21 protein-coding genes are annotated in these 18,836 nt (G+C 44.5%); 7 read left to right on the top strand and 14 right to left on the bottom strand.

Annotation, left to right across the window (positions count from 1 at the left end):
* Positions 1 to 308: 308 nt before the first annotated feature.
* Positions 309 to 983: an HTH-type transcriptional regulator RutR gene (gene rutR / locus MHN09_RS08780; protein WP_014950781.1), complete on the top strand. Its 675-nt coding sequence runs from the start codon at positions 309 to 311 to the stop codon at positions 981 to 983.
* An 87-nt stretch (positions 984 to 1,070) separates the two neighbouring features.
* On the opposite strand, the gene MHN09_RS08775 is transcribed toward rutR, so the two are convergent.
* On the bottom strand, positions 1,071 to 1,742 hold the full coding sequence (locus tag MHN09_RS08775) for a Crp/Fnr family transcriptional regulator (protein ID WP_014977456.1): 672 nt from the start codon (positions 1,740 to 1,742) through the stop codon (positions 1,071 to 1,073).
* A gap of 87 nt (positions 1,743 to 1,829) precedes the next feature.
* Here MHN09_RS08775 and MHN09_RS08770 point away from each other — a divergent pair, with 87 nt between their 5' ends.
* Positions 1,830 to 2,735, top strand: a complete 906-nt coding sequence (locus tag MHN09_RS08770; RefSeq protein WP_239240218.1) for a sterol desaturase family protein — start codon at positions 1,830 to 1,832, stop codon at positions 2,733 to 2,735.
* A gap of 69 nt (positions 2,736 to 2,804) precedes the next feature.
* A complete protein-coding gene (locus MHN09_RS08765) occupies positions 2,805 to 3,044 on the top strand; it encodes a VF530 family protein (RefSeq protein ID WP_014950784.1) in 240 nt (79 codons plus the stop codon).
* Between the two features lie 74 nt (positions 3,045 to 3,118).
* Here the strand turns inward: MHN09_RS08765 and MHN09_RS08760 are convergent, their stop codons facing one another.
* The gene (locus MHN09_RS08760; protein ID WP_014980360.1) at positions 3,119 to 4,459 is read right to left on the bottom strand and encodes a gluconate:H+ symporter; all 1,341 of its coding nucleotides are present in this window, start codon (positions 4,457 to 4,459) and stop codon (positions 3,119 to 3,121) included.
* Positions 4,460 to 4,719: 260 nt separating this feature from the next.
* Here MHN09_RS08760 and MHN09_RS08755 point away from each other — a divergent pair, with 260 nt between their 5' ends.
* Together MHN09_RS08755 and MHN09_RS08750 are read left to right on the top strand one after the other, a co-directional pair.
* Entirely contained in the window at positions 4,720 to 5,238 is a 519-nt protein-coding gene (locus tag MHN09_RS08755) for a gluconokinase (RefSeq protein ID WP_275446479.1), read from the top strand.
* Between the two features lie 68 nt (positions 5,239 to 5,306).
* The gene (locus tag MHN09_RS08750; protein WP_014950787.1) at positions 5,307 to 6,314 is read left to right on the top strand and encodes a LacI family DNA-binding transcriptional regulator; all 1,008 of its coding nucleotides are present in this window, start codon (positions 5,307 to 5,309) and stop codon (positions 6,312 to 6,314) included.
* A gap of 178 nt (positions 6,315 to 6,492) precedes the next feature.
* On the opposite strand, the gene MHN09_RS08745 is transcribed toward MHN09_RS08750, so the two are convergent.
* The 3 genes from MHN09_RS08745 to dinB form a co-directional block, all read right to left on the bottom strand.
* A complete protein-coding gene (locus tag MHN09_RS08745) occupies positions 6,493 to 7,383 on the bottom strand; it encodes an MBL fold metallo-hydrolase (protein WP_239240212.1) in 891 nt (296 codons plus the stop codon).
* A 63-nt stretch (positions 7,384 to 7,446) separates the two neighbouring features.
* Positions 7,447 to 7,695: a DUF1653 domain-containing protein gene (locus MHN09_RS08740; RefSeq protein ID WP_239240209.1), complete on the bottom strand. Its 249-nt coding sequence runs from the start codon at positions 7,693 to 7,695 to the stop codon at positions 7,447 to 7,449.
* A gap of 219 nt (positions 7,696 to 7,914) precedes the next feature.
* Positions 7,915 to 8,988 carry a DNA polymerase IV gene (gene dinB, locus MHN09_RS08735; protein WP_014950790.1) on the bottom strand — a complete coding sequence of 358 codons (1,074 nt, stop codon included), beginning with the start codon at positions 8,986 to 8,988 and terminating at the stop codon, positions 7,915 to 7,917.
* Between the two features lie 252 nt (positions 8,989 to 9,240).
* Here dinB and MHN09_RS08730 point away from each other — a divergent pair, with 252 nt between their 5' ends.
* A complete protein-coding gene (locus tag MHN09_RS08730; RefSeq protein ID WP_239240206.1) occupies positions 9,241 to 9,483 on the top strand; it encodes a type II toxin-antitoxin system ParD family antitoxin in 243 nt (80 codons plus the stop codon).
* Positions 9,483 to 9,782: a type II toxin-antitoxin system RelE/ParE family toxin gene (locus MHN09_RS08725; protein ID WP_165477921.1), complete on the top strand. Its 300-nt coding sequence runs from the start codon at positions 9,483 to 9,485 to the stop codon at positions 9,780 to 9,782. The genes MHN09_RS08730 and MHN09_RS08725 overlap by 1 nt, the downstream gene beginning before the upstream one ends.
* Positions 9,783 to 9,887: 105 nt before the next feature.
* Here the strand turns inward: MHN09_RS08725 and nqrM are convergent, their stop codons facing one another.
* The 9 genes from nqrM to fabV all read right to left on the bottom strand — a co-directional run bounded on the left by nqrM (position 9,888) and on the right by fabV (position 18,793).
* Entirely contained in the window at positions 9,888 to 10,121 is a 234-nt protein-coding gene (gene nqrM / locus MHN09_RS08720; protein WP_014950791.1) for a (Na+)-NQR maturation NqrM, read from the bottom strand.
* A 9-nt stretch (positions 10,122 to 10,130) separates the two neighbouring features.
* The gene (locus tag MHN09_RS08715; RefSeq protein ID WP_014950792.1) at positions 10,131 to 11,156 is read right to left on the bottom strand and encodes an FAD:protein FMN transferase; all 1,026 of its coding nucleotides are present in this window, start codon (positions 11,154 to 11,156) and stop codon (positions 10,131 to 10,133) included.
* Positions 11,157 to 11,293: 137 nt separating this feature from the next.
* Positions 11,294 to 12,526 (bottom strand): NADH:ubiquinone reductase (Na(+)-transporting) subunit F, encoded by a 1,233-nt coding sequence (nqrF, locus tag MHN09_RS08710; RefSeq protein ID WP_014950793.1) that lies wholly within the window; start codon positions 12,524 to 12,526, stop codon positions 11,294 to 11,296.
* A 20-nt stretch (positions 12,527 to 12,546) separates the two neighbouring features.
* On the bottom strand, positions 12,547 to 13,155 hold the full coding sequence (gene nqrE / locus MHN09_RS08705) for an NADH:ubiquinone reductase (Na(+)-transporting) subunit E (RefSeq protein ID WP_014950794.1): 609 nt from the start codon (positions 13,153 to 13,155) through the stop codon (positions 12,547 to 12,549).
* Positions 13,156 to 13,158: 3 nt separating this feature from the next.
* Complete coding sequence (locus MHN09_RS08700) at positions 13,159 to 13,791, bottom strand: NADH:ubiquinone reductase (Na(+)-transporting) subunit D (protein ID WP_014950795.1); 633 nt, start codon at positions 13,789 to 13,791, stop codon at positions 13,159 to 13,161.
* 10 nt (positions 13,792 to 13,801) lie between these two features.
* Positions 13,802 to 14,566 carry a Na(+)-translocating NADH-quinone reductase subunit C gene (locus tag MHN09_RS08695; RefSeq protein ID WP_014950796.1) on the bottom strand — a complete coding sequence of 255 codons (765 nt, stop codon included), beginning with the start codon at positions 14,564 to 14,566 and terminating at the stop codon, positions 13,802 to 13,804.
* Entirely contained in the window at positions 14,556 to 15,758 is a 1,203-nt protein-coding gene (locus MHN09_RS08690; protein ID WP_014950797.1) for an NADH:ubiquinone reductase (Na(+)-transporting) subunit B, read from the bottom strand. The genes MHN09_RS08695 and MHN09_RS08690 overlap by 11 nt, the downstream gene beginning before the upstream one ends.
* A gap of 3 nt (positions 15,759 to 15,761) precedes the next feature.
* The gene (locus tag MHN09_RS08685) at positions 15,762 to 17,102 is read right to left on the bottom strand and encodes a Na(+)-translocating NADH-quinone reductase subunit A (protein WP_239240204.1); all 1,341 of its coding nucleotides are present in this window, start codon (positions 17,100 to 17,102) and stop codon (positions 15,762 to 15,764) included.
* Between the two features lie 512 nt (positions 17,103 to 17,614).
* Complete coding sequence (fabV, locus tag MHN09_RS08680; RefSeq protein WP_239240202.1) at positions 17,615 to 18,793, bottom strand: enoyl-ACP reductase FabV; 1,179 nt, start codon at positions 18,791 to 18,793, stop codon at positions 17,615 to 17,617.
* Positions 18,794 to 18,836 lie beyond the last annotated feature (43 nt).

Below are 18,836 nucleotides of genomic sequence, written 5' to 3'. Positions count from 1 at the left end.
TTGTACCTCTGCTTGTATGCGTTTTAAGCGGTTTATCCCGCTTTTTTTAAGGTTGCCGAATTCAAAACATTGAAGTGGCGGTATACTTAGTGAACAGCATAAAGCAGGCCAATTTATTTAACCCATAAAATTCAGTCATTTACAAAATTCGACAACCCAAATTGGACTTATTGGTTCAATTTGGAACACCAAGTCCAGTGCAATTGAACTTAATTGGTGCATATTTGTGCAAATGGGTTTATAGCGACGAGAACTCCACGTAAACTAAGCGCCTGATCACGGAAATTCCGGTAAAGAAGAGACAAGTAGTGAGTAAATCTGAAGGTCAAACAATTACGAAATCAGCGAGAGCATTTAGCCCGACCACGCAAAAGCGAAGAGAAAAAGCGTTATTAGAAAAGCGTACTCGCATTATGGATGCTGCCCTTTCCTTGTTCTCAAAGAACGGCGTGAGTGGCACCACTGTAGAGCAAGTATCGGAACTAGCGAATGTCTCAAAAAGTAATTTACTGTATTACTTTAAAAGTAAAGAGGGTTTGTACTTATCGGTTATTACCCACCTTTTAGATGTGTGGTTAACGCCCCTTCAGAGCTTTTCAGCAGAACAAGACCCTATAGAAACCCTGAGCGACTACATTAAAGTAAAACTTGAAATGTCGAGGGACAATCCAGCTGAATCTAAGCTTTTTTGTATGGAAGTGGTACAAGGTGCCCCTCTTTTAATAAAGGAATTAGAAACGCCGCTCAAAACACTGCTGGACGCGAAAAGCGCCGTCATTATCGAATGGATTGAAGCGGGTAAGCTAAAGCCTGTTGACCCTATACACTTGATATTCAGCATTTGGGCCATTACTCAGCATTACGCCGATTTCAGCGTGCAGATCAAAGCCGTAACCGGTAAAGATTTAAGCGATCCCGCTTTCTTCGAGAGCACGCTAAGCAACATTCAGCACATTATTTTAGGCGGGCTAAAGCCAGCGTAATACTTGATGCATGAGTTGCCATGGGCGTGGAATAAATTTGAGGGAGGGTCTTTTGGCGCTCTCGCATGTGGAGGACATTAACCACTCTTACAATGGTAATAGTGACGAACTTTCTTTCAAAAAACCTTCCAGTCGCTCGACCTGGGTAATTGCCACGCCCCCGTAGCGCTTTTCAATCAACTTTAAATCATACAGCTTCGTTAATGATTTATGTGCGGTAAGTACGGTAACGCCCAATCTTTCAGCATAATCGCTTTGCCTTAACGGTATAAAGACGTGCTTAGAGGTAAGATACGATTGATAAATTAGCTTAGCTAACTGGACGTGAGTGGGTAAGCGTCGAATATCATCCAACCTTTCCAGCGCCGAGTGAAGCTTTATTGCCAGTGACCGGGTGATGAATTCAGCAATCGCTGGATGTTGGCTTGTCAGAGAACGAAAAGCAGGTTCAGGTATTTGTAATACCTTACATTCCGTTAGCGCTTCAGCGTGATGCGTTCTTGCAAGTGATGCATACAATGTGAACTCGCCAAACGTATCTCCTCGTTGCAATACAGTAGTAATTTGATAACTGCCGTCCAGGCCATAATTACCAATCTTTACTTCTCCTGATACCACAACAGACAGCCCTTTGTTTTTACTTCCCCTATCGTGAATTGTCGAGGTAGCCGCATAGGTTCTTAGCGTTCCAAAAGGCAAACAAAGCTCGACGTAGTCGTCAGGCATAATGGTTTGCTGCTTGCCGTGAATGTAAGACATGACATTCAAATCTATACAAGTATATATTCTTACATGTTAACGCAATGTAAATTCACTCTCAACAATCTCTTGGTGGGAGTCATTACAATGGGTTATCAATGGGCAATTTTAGCGGTTTTTATCACGTTTGCTTTGCTGGAAGCGAAGAGCGGTAAGCTATTTAAAAAAGCGACAGAAGTGAGCGATGATGGAAAAGTAGAGCTCATAGGTACGTTACTCTTATTTATTGTAACCCAGCCACTGGTTCTCTTTTGTTCTGCAACAATGATGGCACTAGCATTTCCCCAATATCAGGGAATATTTGTAGATTCCCCTATTCTCTTGCACATAGCGCTACTTTTGATTTTCGATGACATGATGCAATATTGGTGGCATAGGCTGTCACATTCCACCCGATTTCTTTACAACCTACATAGAGCACACCATAACGCTAAGTACATGAGTGTTCGCATCATTTACAGAAATAACTTTTTCTATTACCTGTTTATGCCTTCACTTTGGTTTTCCGGTGCACTAATCTACCTGGGTTTGGGTTGGACCTATGCCTTTTACTTGGTGGTTAAACTTACCGTTATCACCGGCGCACACGCAGAGTGGAAATGGGACAAAACACTGTACAGTATTCGGTGGTTACATCCTGTGGCCTGGGTAATTGAACGCACGATATCAACGCCTTCTACACATAGTGCGCATCATGGGTTAAAAGCAGATGATGGTGTGACCAACTACAAAGGCAACTATGGAAACCTGTTGTTCTTCTGGGATGTACTATTTGGAACCGCTAAGATCACCAGGCAGTATCCTGCACAATACGGTATTGAGGGTATGTTTTACGCCAACTGGAAAGAACAGCTTATTTGGCCGCTTTATAAAACGCCGCGAAAGCCTAAAGCAGTGCAAAGTCCATCGACGAAAGTGAACGATGCTAGCCAACCTTTGATACCAAACACAAAACAATTACCCTCGTGTGAAACAATTGAAGGTAAAGCCTAGCGCATTGATACGCAGCAAGTGGGTTCGTGCTAGAATAGGGTCTTAATCTAGAACAAGCAGTGGCACTTTATGAATCAACAACCCAATAACCCCTTACATGGCTTAACGCTAGAGAAAATCGTCACGCAACTTCACGAGCGTTACGGATGGGATGGATTGTATTACCGCATCAAAGTGAACTGCTTTAATAACGATCCTTCGATTAAATCGTCACTTAAGTTTCTTAGAAAAACCCAATGGGCGCGAGATAAAGTAGAGCAGCTTTATATACAGACGTTTAGTAATAATGCCTCAAATGGTGAATCTTAAAGCCATTTGAGCTGCAGAAGATTGAAACCGGTTTCCACTAAAACGATTCAAGTTGGTCTGAGCCGCTTGGGACATTAGACAAATAAACCAAGCATTAGTACGAGAAAAAGCCCAATAAAACCTATTAGGGTTGCCATACACGTCCAAGACACAAACGTGTCTTTCACAGAAATATCAAAATAACGGTTTACGATCCAAAACCCCGTATCGTTCACGTGAGACATGGCCGTAGCGCCTGCCGCTATAGCAATTGTCATCAGGGCGAGTACTGATGGTGAAAACGCCAGTTCCTGCACTACAGGGCCCATTAAACCTGCAGCCGTTAACATGGCCACCGTAGCCGAGCCCTGAATAATTCTGACTGAAATTGCGATAAGAAACCCGGCTGCCAATGGTGGGAGCGGCGATAATGCGACAACATCAGCGAAAGCCTGCCCCGCCCCAGAATCGATGAGCACTTGTTTAAACATGCCACCCGCGCCTGTCACCAGTATGACTAAGGCAACCGGCTCTAACCCTCTTGATGCAATGTTTCTAATTTGTTCGCTTGATAAGCCTTGCTTCTTCCCTAGCACTTTAAAACAAGCAATGGTTGCAATGGTCAGGGCGATAAAGGGATGCCCAATAAATAGCAACGCCTCCTTCAAGACACCTTCTGAAAGCGTGAACTTTGCCAACGTACCCACCAGAATAGCCACTAGCGGAAATGTCAGTAGCGCCGCAACTGAACCAAAGCTCGGGAGTTCCTTTGGCTTTTTATGTGAAGCTTCAATGATATGGTTTGGGACAGGTACGTGCAGGCGTTTCGCTAAAAATGTTGCGTAAATTGGGCCGGCTAAACAGGCGCAAGGAATACCAACGATAAAGCCGAACAAAATGACTAAGCCGATATCCGCCCCTAAAATTGAAGCTACCGCTACAGGTCCTGGTGTTGGAGGAATAAAAGCGTGAGTGACAGCGAGTCCTGCTGTGAGCGGGATTCCGTAATAAATAAGCGACTTTCCTGATTTCTTTGCTAACGAGTAAATAAGAGGCATTAATATGATAAGCCCCACTTCAAAGAAAACAGGTATAGCAACAAGAAACCCCGTTAACACAACCGCCCACTGACTATTCTTATCACCAAATTTATTGTTGATAGTTTGCGAAAGCCTATCAATGCCGCCGGATTCTTCTAAGAATTGCCCGAACATAGCACCAAGGCCAACAATGGTCGCTACAAATCCCAGCGTGTTGCCCATGCCTGACTGCATGGAAGCCAGTACGTCGGCCGCTTGCATTCCCGTACCCAGGCCAACAAACGCTGCTGCCACAAGGATAGCGATAAAAGCATGAACTTTTCTAACTACAACTAAATATGTGAGAAGCACAATGCTACAAATGGCGACAAAAAGAAGGGAAAAAGTATCGGTCATACGTGCTCTCTGGTACCTGTTAGTGACATTGTCTTCATGTTGACGAAGCCATAATACGGAAATCACCCGCTACCTTTACAAGCTAAGTTGAAAAACCCAGCCAATGTTAAATATTTATTAATACAAGATAGCTATCTGGTAACACTATTATAATCACCCCTTGAACGCAACCGGTTTCCAAACTAATATTTATGAGTAAAATGGAGACCGAATAACTCGCTCTTGATGTACTCCTGAACTTTAATGTGAGAGATAAGCTTATGACCCATTGCCATGTATTTTTCGTTTCGGGAGTTTCAGGAACGGGAAAATCGACATTGAGCCAGCATTTAGCCCAACGTTTTGACATGCCTTTCGAAGAAGGAGATCGTTACCATAGCGAGGCAAACGTAGAGAAAATGTCTTCAGGTATACCACTGCAGGATGCAGACAGATGGGAGTGGTTAATTACGTTAAACATGATTGCCAGGCAACACATTCACGCCGGCCGGAACGTGGTTATAAGCTGTTCAGCGCTGCGCTCAGCCTATCGTGACGTGCTAACCAAAGATATCGCGCCTCACTGCCACTTTATTTACCTTCATGCGTCACAGTCTGTGCTTAGTGCGCGATTAAAACAACGGGAGCATTTTTTTAACGGTGATGCTATGCTCGAAAGCCAGTTTGCAGCCTTAGAGCTGCCTTCTAAAGACAACGCATTCATTATTGATGTTACACAAACTTTCGAGTGTGTTTCTCAGCAGGCGGAAGACTTTATACGCCCTTTGATATCGAATTAAACATCACGACATTAACACTCACTTCCGCGCGGATTAGCGGACCTAGCAGCACATAAAAAGATCGAAGAATGAGTAAGGTAAAAAAGTCACGCACAAAAATATCAGACGTAGCCAATCATTTGGGGGTTCACAAAACTACCGTATCTCGTGCGCTTAATAATTCTAGTGGCATTTCTAAATCACTCGCCCTTAAGATCAAAAATGCAGCGCGAGAGCTAAACTATATTCCGAACCGCGCCGCCCAGTCATTATGCTCAGACAATAATAGAACCATCGCGTTATTGCTTCCGTCTTTTGGAAACAATGTGTTTAACGATGTGATGTTAGGCGTGAAGGCCGTTGCTGACAAAGCCAATTATGCACTGATGATTGGCGACTCGACCTATACCGAGCTTGGCGAGGAACGTACTGTCGAATCTTACATTCAACAAAACGTGAGTGGATTCATTCTTACTTCCACGCGCCACACTGAAGAAACGAGAAAAATGCTGCTAGCCACAGGTACGCCTGTGGCCGAAATTATGGATATTTCTAGTGAGCCTTTTGATATTAACTACGGGGTAAATAACGAATTAGCAGCCCAGTCTATGACCCAGCATCTTATCGACAAAGGGCGCCGCAACATTGCTTTTTGCTCATTGTATTTAGATTGGCGTGCAATATTGAGAAAGCAGGGCTGGGCAACCGCACTGGACAATGCTGAGTTGTCCGCCGAGCGATATGTTTCCTCTAGAGCCGACGCCACATTTCAAGCTGGTGCTGAGCTTCTTTCAGAAACACTGCATAAATGGCCGGACACTGATGCGCTATTTTTTGTGAGTGACGAGCTTGCTGCTGGCGCGGTGATGGAATGTAATAGACGAGGTATCAAGCCTGGTAAGGATATCGATATCTGCGGTTTCAACGACTTGAGTTTTGCGCGCTCAATTTACCCTGCCCTAACAACCGTATCAGTCCCGCGCCGTAAGATGGCAGAAATGGCAGCTGAATCATTGATATCGCTAATAGAGGGCGAAGACGTTGAACAAGCGAGCCAAGTTCTACCCTTTGAGCTTAAAATACGAGAAACCGCTTAGTAAACGTTTGGCAGCTTTAGCCCCTAGACTTGGTGCTCGAAAACCTGCGCTTCCTAACCTATTGCCTTTGAGGTTAGTGCTCAAAAATCCAGTGATAGAGTCATTCTAACGAAATTGCAGGGTCGTAAAGAAAACTCCCCTGCACACTCGCTCGATATTAAAGTGTAACCAATACTATTTAGGCATCAGTATAGAGTGTAGTTATCCACTTCTCTTCATTGATGAAATTCCAGCTCCAGTCGGCCCACTTATCGTCTAAGCCCATCGCTTTAACTTCATCGAGGGTTTTGCCGTCTTGCTTAAGTGCCTTAACGTAGCTGAACGTTTCAGAGATCATAGCTAAAAATGCGCTGTATTCTTGCTTGTTACTGATGTCGCCGTGGCCAGGAATAATAACGGTTTCATCGTCTATTTTAGCAAGCAGCTGTTTTACTGAGTCCATATAGCCTTCCACATTACCGCCAGCACCTTGGTCGATGTAGGGAAAGCGACCATTAAAGAACAAGTCGCCGGTGTGCATAACGTTGGGTTGCTCGAACCACACTACGCTATCGCCGTCGGTGTGGCCTACTGCTAAGTGCATCACGTGAAGGGTTTCACCATTGAAGTAAATTTTTATTCCGTCTTCATAGGTGATAGTTGGCAGCGCTTCCGATTTTATCTTTTCATCGTTAGCTAGGCGAACACGCACATTTTCGTGTGCCAGAATGGTCGCGCCTTTATGGCTGTGGAAAAACGCATTAGAGCCTGTGTGGTCGCCGTGATAATGCGTGTTTATCACATACTTTGGCTTGTCACTCCCGAGCTCACCAAGCTGGGCCGCTATCTTTTCTGCAAGCGGCGCAAATTGATCGTCGATGATCAAAACACCGTCTTCCCCAGCAGATACGCCGATATTTCCACCTGCACCTGTAAGCATGTGCACTGAGCCTTTTATCGCTGTCGCTTTAACTTCGACATCGGCAAATCTATCTTGTGCATTTGCGGGATTAATCGTTGAATAAACCAAAGGGCTCGCAGCAATAAACGCAGCCAAAATGTGTGCGCTAAAACGAGGTGCAGTTTTCATTATTATTTCCTTGTAAGAAGCCTGTTTATTAAAGACCTCTTACACTATGACCTAATTTCACAATTAGATCATTTTTTCATCATCTGGAATTTTGCCAACATAGGCAAAACGGGGGAGTGTTTCTCCGTCTTTTTCAACCGACTCAACAAACATATCTAGTGGACGAACCCAAAGCGCTTTTTCGCCGTAGCATGGGCGGTAAACCACTAGCTTACTTTCATCTTCTGAATGCGTCGCCACTTCGTATACATCGTATAAATTACCTTTGTAATGCTTGTAGCGACCTGGGGTTTTAAGTTCTTTCGAGTCCATAACGTCCTTCATTAAAGTGGAAAAAAATAGTAAGGGTTAGCCAATCGCTTTCATTTGCCAAAGATTAAATGGTCTTAGAAACTAAATTCTGTGGGATTGGCCTTTTATCGGGTAATACAAAAGCGTCGACCTATCGCATAGTATCAGTGCGTTAAGTATAACAAGTGGTTAGATAGAGGCTACTGCATGTTAGTACTTAAAAAGTACTGAGCTTATTGGCTAAATCGGTTCAAAAGGTAACACCAATTGCTGTGTTGATTGGTCGGCAGCAAGGCCTATGTGAACGCCAACAAGACGAATACCCCGCCCTGTTGCTCGTTCGAAGGCTTCCTGCATTAACGTGCGAAAATACGCCTCATCAAGCGTGGCACAGCGGTGTTCTACCGTGGTTAGTTGGAAGTCGTTAAACTTAAGCTTAACGCCCTGCGTGCGAATACGTACCGGCTTACCCGTACGCTTCTTGTGATTTTCCATTCGCTCTTGAAGCTTTTCAAATAAATGTGGCAAAAAATCTATGCATTGCTCGAAGGTGTGAATGTCTTCACTTAGCGTGCGCTCTACGCCGATAGACTTTCGCTCACGAGATACCGATAGTTCACGCTCATCAATACCGTGAGCACGCTCCCACAGCACACTGCCAAATTTACCCAGCTCTTTTTGAATGCGCTCAAAAGGGTATTGGCGAACATCGTCGCAGGTATTAAGCCCCATACGCTGAAGCTTTTGCATGGTGACTTTGCCTACGCCCGGTATTTTCTTTAGTGGCATTTCGCGTACAAACTCATCGAGCTTATCAGGAGTAATGACGCAAATTCCATCGGGCTTATTTTCATCGCTCGCCACTTTTGCCACAAACTTACAAGGCGCAACACCTGCTGAAGCTGTAAGCCCAAGTTCATTTTTAATGCGTTCACGTATTTCTTCAGCAATTAACGTGGCGCTGCCACCGCAAAATTCACTGTTAGTCACGTCTAGGTAGGCTTCATCTAATGATAAAGGCTCAATGAGGTCGGTATAATCAGCAAATATCTTACGTATTTTTTGCGACTCGGCAGCGTACACATCCATGCGCCCTTTTACGAGGGTCAAGTTTGGGCATAGCTTTAAAGCATACGCTGTAGCCATAGCTGAGCGCACACCAAATTTACGGGCGGGATAGTTACAGGTAGAAATAACCCCTCGACGGTCGGCACTGCCGCCTATCGCAATGGGAATATCGCGCAAGGCTGGGTTGTCGCGCATTTCAACTGCGGCGTAAAAACAATCCATGTCGACGTGGATAATTTTTCGCATTACGTGCCTTTGTTCTTTACGTGCTTACGCAAAACTGTATAAAAAGTCAGTATATTATCAATAGCGTTTAATTACACTATGTCGTTGTCGATTCTTGATAAGATTGATGCCTCACACGCATGATTCAAGGCAATGTTGAACAGGAATTAATACAAATAAGCCCATTAATAACGCTTACTTTTACTTAGGCGTAATTGCGAGTGTGAGACGATCCGGCTATATTGTAAGTAATTTACTTACAGGGTTTGTCATATGGCTAGAACAATTACATTTCAACCAAGTAGAAGTATGAGCGAATTTATCGAAGCGATGGTAAATTCAGGCAATTATAACAATCAAAGCGAGGTAATTCGCGCTGCATTGAGACTGCTTCAAGAACAAGACGCATCGTCAAAGTTAAATGCGCTGAGGCTCTTGATTGAAGAAGGAGAACAAAGTGAAGACGACATTAATTTTTCAATGGACTCTCTTAAGAAACGGCTAGATAGTAGATAGTGACTAAATTCCGCGTTTCAAAAGCTGCTGCCAATGATCTATATGAGATCGGTGTTTATACCGAAGAGTACTGGGGCAAGGAGCAACGCAATAATTATTTAGATGACCTTGAGTCAAGATTTATCGAGCTTGCAAACGATGCCAACTCGGCGTTAGCTATACCGAGAAATGATATTAAATGGGGGTGTTTTTCTAGCAATGTGAATAAACATATGATCGTTTTTAGAAAGTTCAAATACGGTATCAGAATAATTAGGGTTCTTCATCAATCAATGGATATCGTTCGGCAACTTCAATAGAACTCAACGTTAACGAGCTAGATAGATATACTCACAGAACAAAAAAGCGCTGTCGATTAGTATCAAACAGCGCTTTTAAACCTTAAACCAACGATGGGTTAAGCATTACAAAATTTGGTTCTGCTTCCACTCGTTTAGTTTTTTCTGGCGGGCTTCTTCTTTTTCCATGCGCGACTTTTTACGGTCACACGGTTCTGGACAGTCACAGGCTTTTTCAATACCTAGTGCACCTAAGCCACCACAGCTTCCAGAGATTGATTTTTTCTGAAAAAGGTAACCTACGGCCATAGCCAGTACCATTGTTAGAAAGAAACCAAAAGCAAGAATGAATGTAGACATTGCTACCCCCTAATTATGAACTGTGACCAGTTTATCAAATTCTGGCGATGCATACTCTTCAAATCCATCTTCTGTGCGACGAATGAGGAATACAGCGAGTTGTTCTTGCTCAGCAACCGCTATCGCTTGTTCCCATCCCATTACATTAAACGCCGTAGCCAAACCATCAGACGTCATTGAAGAAGGATGAATTACCGTAACCGAAACCAGGTTATGTGAGATAGGTTTGCCCGTTGTGGGGTCGATTAGATGCGAATAACGAACGCCGTCTTCTTCGTAATAGTTGCGATAGTCACCTGATGTAGCAACCGCGTTTTCTCCTATTGAGACAACTTTTTGAACAGCACGTTCAGTGGTAACTGGCTTTTCAATGGCAATCAGCCACTCACTGCCGTCGCCTCGTTCACCTTTCACACGCATTTCACCACCTATTTCTACAAGGTAGTTTTCAATGTTGTGGTTTTCAAGGATCTCCGCCACTTCATCAACGCCAAAGCCTTTTGCAATAGTCGACAGGTCGACATAAAGCATTGGGTGACTTTTCTTTAAGCCTGTAGGCGTGGTTGACAGCTTCTTATAACCCACATATTCGCGAATATCGTCGATGTCTGTCTGGCTTGGTACTTTTTCAGGGCGCTTAGTTGGTCCAAACCCCCATAAATTAACCAATGGACCAACGGTAACATCAAGTACTCCGCCACTAAGGTTAGCCAAGCGTAATGCCTCGTTAACTACGGTTAGCGTATCTGGTGATACGGCAAAATTGTCGGTGTAGCGATATTGATTGAACCTTGATAGTTCTGACGTTGGATCGTAAGTAGACATCATCTTGTTAACCTCAACAAGACGGGCATCTATTTCAGCTTGTAAGCCTTCTACCGGTGTCTCCGCTACAAGGTACTTAACGTTGTAGGTTGTGCCCATTGTCTGCCCTTGCAGGTGTACTACAGGCGTTTTTTCGTCGCTACAGCTTGCGAGAAGTAGAATACCTACCGCAACAAAGGCGAGGAAAATTCGAATAGCAAATCGAATCACGATGTTGTCCTTAGCTAATATGCACATTATTCAATCGCTATTATGTGCATTCTGCGTTTTGCTTCAACGAAAAAGGGGCTTACGCCCCTTTTAATATGCTTAATAACTTTTAAGCGAGTAGCTCTTAAATTAAACGCCTAGCCACCGAAGTCATCTAGCATGATGTTTTCGTCCTCAACACCTAAATCTTTAAGCATGTTGATTACGGCCGCGTTCATCATAGGTGGTCCACACATGTAGAACTCACAGTCTTCTGGTGCAGGGTGATCTTTCAAGTAGTTCTCAAGAAGTACTTGGTGGATAAACCCAGTGTAACCTTCCCAGTTGTCCTCTGGCTGAGGATCAGAAAGTGCTACATGCCACTCAAAGTTGTCGTTTTCTGCTGCTAGCTCGTCGAAGTCTTCTGTATAGAACATTTCACGAAGTGAACGTGCACCGTACCAGAAGCTCATCTTACGCTTAGACTTAAGGCGACGAAGCTGATCGAAGATGTGAGAACGCATTGGGGCCATACCTGCACCACCACCTACGAATACCATTTCGTTTTCAGTTTCTTTCGCGAAGAATTCACCGAATGGACCAGAGATAGTCGCTTTGTCACCTTCTTTCAGGCTCCAAATGTACGATGACATTTTACCCGCAGGTAGGCTTAAGTTATTAGGTGGCGGCGTAGCGATACGCACGTTCAACATAATAATGCCTTCTTCTTCTGGGTAGTTCGCCATTGAGTAAGCACGAATAGTCTCTTCGTCTACTTTAGACTCGATGTCGAAGAAGCCAAAACGCTCCCAGTCACCGCGGTATTCTTCAGGAATATCGAACTCTTTGTACTTAACGTGGTGCGCTGGCGCTTCAATCTGAATATAACCACCTGCACGGAAAGGTACACTTTCACCGTTAGGAATTTTAAGCTTAAGTTCTTTGATAAAGGTTGCTTTGTTATCGTTAGAGATAACTTCACAATCCCACTTCTTAACACCAAATACCGACTCTTCCAGCTCAATTTCCATGTCCTGCTTGATAGCAACCTGACATGAAAGACGGCAGCCTTCGCGCGCTTCACCTTTAGTGATGTGGTCTAGTTCAGTTGGAAGGATCTCACCACCACCTGAGTGTACATCTACACGACACTGGCCACACGAGCCACCGCCGCCACACGCAGACGATACGAAGTAACCTGCGTCAGCTAGTGCACCAAGTAGTTTGCCACCCGGTGCAGTTTTGATTGCCTTGTCTGGGTCACCATTGATAGTGATAGTTACATCACCACTTGGTACCAATTTAGACTTGGCAAACATAATGATAAATACTAGCGCCAATACGATGGCAATAAACATGCCGACGCCAAGAAATATTTCTACGTTATTCATTTATATGCTCCCGAGCTCTATTACAGCTGAATACCAGTGAATGACTGGAAGCCAAGTGCCATTAGGCCAGCGATCATGAATACAGAACCAAGACCACGAACACCATCAGGCATATCAGCATACTTCAGCTTTTCACGTACTGCCGCTAGCAATACAATTGCTAGTGCCCAGCCCATACCACTACCAACGCCGTAAACGATGCTTTCAGTGAAGTTGTATTCACGCTGTACCGCAAACGCCACACCACCGAAGATTGCACAGTTAACGGTAATTAGCGGAAGGAAGATACCTAGTGCGTTGTAAAGCGCAGGGAAGAACTTGTCTAAGCTCATCTCTAGAATCTGTACCAACGCCGCGATAACACCGATAAACGTTAGGAAGTTAAGGAAGCTTAGGTCAGCTTCTGGGAAACCTGCCCATGCTAGTGCGCCTGGAGCAAGAATGTTTACATAAATAACTTGGTTAACGGGTACAGAGATACCTAGTACCACGATAACTGCAACACCAAGACCCATAGCAGTTTTAACTTTCTTAGATACCGCTAGGAATGTACACATACCTAAGAAAAGTGATAACGCCATGTTCTCAACGAAAATTGAGCGAACAAATAACGACAAATAATGTTCCATGACTTACTCCTTAGGCTCTACTTGCTCTGGACGGATAGTACGGATAAACCAAATCATACCGCCGATTAAGAAGAATGAGCTGAATGGTAGGATTAACAAACCGTTACCCTGATACCAGCCACCGTTTTGAACCAGTGGAAGGATTTCGAAACCTAAAATAGTACCGAAACCAAATAGCTCTTTAATTGTACCAATAACAATTAGAATGAAAGAGTAACCCAAGCCGTTACCAATACCATCAAGGAAGCTCATCAGAGGTGGGCTCTTCATGGCGTAAGCTTCAGCACGACCCATTACGATACAGTTAGTAATAATCAGACCAACGAATACCGACAGCTGCTTCGATATTTCATACGAATACGCTTTCAGAATTTGGTCAACAACGATTACCAACGACGCAATGATAGTCATCTGGATAATAATTCGAACGCTAGATGGGATCTGGTTACGAATTAGTGAAATAAACAAGTTTGAGAACGCTACAACGCTTGTAAGCGCAAGCGACATTACCAATGCTGTTTCCAGCTTAGTGGTAATCGCCAGTGCTGAACAGATACCCAATACCTGTAGGGCGATCGGGTTGTTGTCCAGGATTGGCCCAAAGAGGGCCTTTTTCATTTCTTTAGTATCTGCCATGAGACTTCCCTTATGAACGCCATGCTTGGTTCTTCAGGAACTGGCCGAAGCCTTGCTCGCCTACCCAGTAACGAATAGTGTTTTCAACACCGTTGCTGGTTAGGGTTGCACCTGAAAGCGCATCGATAGTGTGAGGATTGCTAGGGTTAGCATTTTTCACTACGCGAATAGCAACTTCGCCATTCTCGTAAAGCTCTTTGCCGTCCCATTTGTCCTGCCAAGCAGGGTTTTGCACTTCACCACCTAGTCCTGGCGTTTCTTTTTGCTGATAGTAAATAAGCTCGCGAACCGTTTGGCCGTCTGCGTCTACCGCTAAGAAACCGTACATAAGATCCCAAAGGCCGCTGCCGTGAACAGGAAGGATGATACGAGATACATCACCTGCGTCGTCGCGAACTAAGTAAACACTTGCCACGTTAGGGCGGCGTTGGAAACCAACATTGCTGTTAGTTACCTTTGTGCTGTACTCAGTTTCTTTGGCTGCTTTATACATATCGTAATCTGGCTTAGGCGCTTCTACGAAAGTACCTTCGTCAAGATTAACAAAACGCTGTTCTACTCGCTCGCTGTACGTGCTTTCAATTGCGCTATTGCTCATGCCCATTTCATAAAGGCCTGCAGCATTAAGAATGTTGCTCTTTTTATCTAGAGCTGCGTTTGTTTGTTGTAGAGAGCGAAGGCCAACAGCCGCACCAGAAACAACAATTGAACAAACTAAACATACGGCAACAACAATACCTACCGTTTTGCCTAAAGATTCTTTCTTAGCCGACACGTGCTACCCTCCGCTTGATATTGCTTTGTGCGACGAAATAGTCGAACAGTGGCGCCCACAAGTTAGCAAATAGAATTGCTAGCATTACACCTTCAGGGAAGGCTGGGTTTAGGACGCGGATTAGTACCGTCATGAAACCAATGAAGATACCGTAAGCCCACTTACCTTGGTTTGTGAACGACGCAGAAACTGGGTCTGTCGCCATAAAGAACATACCAAAAGCAAGACCACCAACAACAAAGTGCCAATGAGCAGGCATTGCAAACATAGGGTTCGTATCGCTGCCGATTAGGTTTAGCAAGGTTGCGAAGAACGCCACACCAATTGCTACACCAGCCACAATGCGCCAGCTTGCTATACGCATGTACATGATGAACAAGCCACCAAGAATAATAGCAAGGGTAGACACCTCACCCGCTGAACCTGAGATAGTACCGATGAAGCTGTTCATCCACTGATCCATGTTCGCGTAATCAAGGTTGCCTGAAGCCGCTTGGCTTAGAGACGTTGCACCAGAATAACCATCTGCCGCTACCCATACTTGGTCACCTGAAATTTGCGCAGGATACGCAAAGTAAAGGAATGCACGACCAGACAATGCTGGGTTAAGGAAGTTACGACCTGTACCACCGAATACTTCTTTAGCAATTACAACTCCGAAGGTAATACCTAGTGCAACTTGCCATAGAGGAATAGTAGCTGGAAGTGTTAGTGCGAATAGTACCGATGTAACGAAGAAACCTTCGTTAACTTCGTGCTTGCGCACAGACGCGAACAATACTTCCCAGAAACCACCTACCGCGAACGTTACCGCGTAGATTGGCAGCCAGAAACATGCGCCATAGAAGAATAGACCTAGTGTACCCGCATTTGCCAAGTCACCGCCAAGGGCAGCGAATAGGCCTGCTTGCCACGTATCAGGTAGTGTTCCTGCGCCAGCAGCAATTGCTTCTTGCGCTTGGAAACCAATGTTATACATACCAAAGAACATAGCTGGGAATGTTGCCATCCATACCATGATCATGATGCGCTTAAGGTCAATGCTGTCACGCACGTGCGTGTTAGCTTTATTTACTTTACCTGGGGTGTAGAAAATGGTCGCCGCAGCTTCGTAAAGCGCATACCACTTTTCATGCTTACCACCTGGTTCGAAGTTTGGTTCGATCTTTTCTAAATACGCTTTTAAACCCATGACTTAACCCTCTTTCTCTATCGTGGTCAAACAGTCGCGTAAGATAGGAGCGTAGTTGTATTTGCCAGGGCATACATAAGTACACAATGCCAAATCTTCTTCGTCCAACTCTAAGCAACCCAACGTCTGAGCACCGTCAGTATCACCAGAAATCAGGTCCCTAAGCAGAAGCGTAGGAATGATATCTAGGGGCATAACGCGTTCGTAATTACCAATTGGAACCATAGAACGTTCAGAACCATTGGTAGTTGTTGTCATATCAAATTTCTTGCTGCCACTTAGGTGACCTAAGTAAGCACGAGTCACTGAGTGTTGGTTTGAACCAGGTAGGATCCAACCGAACAATTTCTTCTCGCGACCTTCTTTTAGTAGTGAAACTTGGGTGTGGAAACGACCAAGGAAGCCGTGAACGCCCATCGCTGTCGTACCGCTAAGTACAGAACCAGAGATAACACGTACTTCACCGTCTACTTGCTCGCTAGCAGTAAGCTCGGTCAAGTCTGCGCCCATTACGGTGCGCACTAGGCGTGGGTTAGTTGCTGCAGGACCTGCAAGTGAAATAACACGACGGTTATCTAGCTCACCAGAGGTCAACAATGCACCAATTGCCATTACGTCTTGGTAGTTGATGTGCCAAACCGTTTTGTTCATGCCAGCAGAATCAAGGAAGTGGATGTGAGTACCCGGTAGGCCCGCAGGGTGAGGACCGCCAAATTCTTCAACATCAACTGCCGCATCGCCAGTAGCAACAGAAGCACCTGCCGCTTTACAAACGTAAGTCTTGCCGCCGCTCAATTGCGTTAACGCTTTAAGACCATTTACGAAATCGTCTTGGCGCTCAGCAATAATCACAGCAGGATCTGCTGCTAGTGGATTAGTATCCATTGCTGTAACAAAAATTGAACTTGGAACAGAGTCTAGCTTAGGAGATTTGCTAAATGGACGTGTACGGAACGCTGTCCACATGCCTGACTCTACAAGGATTGACTGAAGCTGCTCGCGTGAAGCGCTCGCGATCTGGTCAGCTGCAATTTTATCAAAAGTTACAGCATCGCTGCCGTTCACTTTGATAACTACAGACTGAAGAACACGTTTTGCACCACGGTTAACCTCTACCACTTCACCCGCTGCTGGGGCAGTGAATTTAACGCCAGGGTTCTTTTTGTCTTCAAAAAGCACCTGACCTTTCTTCACTACATCGCCAACTTGGACGTGCATGGTAGGGCGCATACCCACATATTCTTCTCCCAGAATGGCAACGCGCGTTGCAGCAGATGCATCAGCAATCTCCTGCTTTGGCGCTCCCTCAATTGGGAGGTCGAGACCTTTCTTGATTTTTATCATATGTAATCGCACTACTCTAATAGAAATACCCTTTTGCATGACCGCAGAAAACCTGCCTGTCAGCATGCAAAAGCGCACTATTAACAGGTGTAGAACACCTTTTCGTTGTTGATTGATGGAACTTGCTGCAATTGCTACGGTCAGCCTGTTATGAAGCCGTAACGCATAATTCCTTTTGCGGACGCTTAATTCGCCCTTTCTTTATAGACCACCAGCAGAAATTTACACTTATTATTGTTGTTGTGTAGCTGCAATCGCTACTGCTGTTTCGGTAGAGGCAGAAAAGACCCCTACTTAATTTCGGGATTTTAGCATTAACCCATACGTTTGTGCCACGCTATTTCTAGATAAAGGCAAATTTTTCTACAATTTAATGTAAACCTTTGGTCTTATTCATTTACATTTTGCAAATCCATATGCCGTATCAACTTGTAATCAGGTACAAAAAAGCCGTCAAATCAGACGGCTTTTGCGCATATAAGCATTAGGTTAATTAATGGTAAGTTTAGGTTTTACCAATTAACCATTGGGTCAACTTCACTGTCGTAATCAACACTTGAAATGTCAAAACCGAACAGTTTTAAGAACTCATGGTTGTAACCTTTGTAGTCACTTAAGTCATGAAAGTTCTCTTGTGTCACTTGATCCCATAGCGCCTTAATTTTTGCCTGTGTTGCGTCGTTAGTTTCTTTGCCATCCATGCGATAGCGATTTGCTTCATCTAACGTTGGTGTATTGCCGTATAGGCACTGTGTAAACAAGCCATAAATCTGTTCAATACACCCTTCATGCGTCCCTTCCTCTTTCATCACTTTGTAAATAAGTGAAATATACAGAGGCATTACAGGAATAGCCGAGCTTGCTTGCGTTACCAGTGCTTTCAACGAGCTCACATTGGCTTGCACAAGCAAATCACTGTTTTTACCAATAATGGCTGCGGCAGCGCGATCCAGGTCTTCCTTCGCTTTACCAATCGTCGCTTGACCATAAATAGGCCATGTTAGTTCTTTACCGATATAGGTATATGCGGTGGTTTTACAGCCTTCAGCAAGCACATCGGCTTCACGTAAAAAGTCCATCCAACGCTCCCAGTCTTCCCCACCCATAACTTTAATGGTGTTAAGGATCTCTTCGTCGTTGGCTGGCTCTAGCGATACCTCATGTACTTTGTCTTTATCAGTATCATAAGTTTTTGTGGTGTACGCCTGCCCTACAGGCTTAAGCGTAGATTTATACGTTACACCTGTTTCTGGGTCGGTTCTACGCGGGGATGCAAGGCTATAAATGACCAAATCAACCTTGCCCATTTCAGCCTTAATCTTTTCGATGGTTTCATTTTTGATTTCATCAGAAAAAGCATCGCCATTAATGGTCTCTGCATACAAGCCCTTTGCTTTGGCTTTTTCATGGAATGCAGCGGTGTTGTACCAACCCGCAGTACCTGTTTTGCGTTCTGTTGGTGCTTTTTCAAAGCACACACCCAGCGTTTTAGCGCCATAGCCAAACGCAGAAGTAATGCGTGATGCTAAGCCGTATCCCGTTGAGCAACCAATAACCAAAACATTTTTAGGGCCTTCGCCTAAGTCGCCTTTTGCTTCTACATAAGCAATTTGCTCGTCAACCGCCGTTGCACAGCCAACAGGGTGCGCGTTTGTACAAATGAAGCCTCTCACTTTAGGCTTGATAACCATAATAATTTTCCTTATTTGAGCGTGGGGCTATTGTAATGCCGAA

It is taken from the genome of Alteromonas sp. MmMcT2-5 (genome assembly GCF_022348315.1).
Lineage (GTDB): Bacteria > Pseudomonadota > Gammaproteobacteria > Enterobacterales > Alteromonadaceae > Alteromonas > Alteromonas macleodii.
Note: the sequence above shows the minus strand (reverse complement) of the source record. Positions and strands in the feature narration are given on the sequence as shown.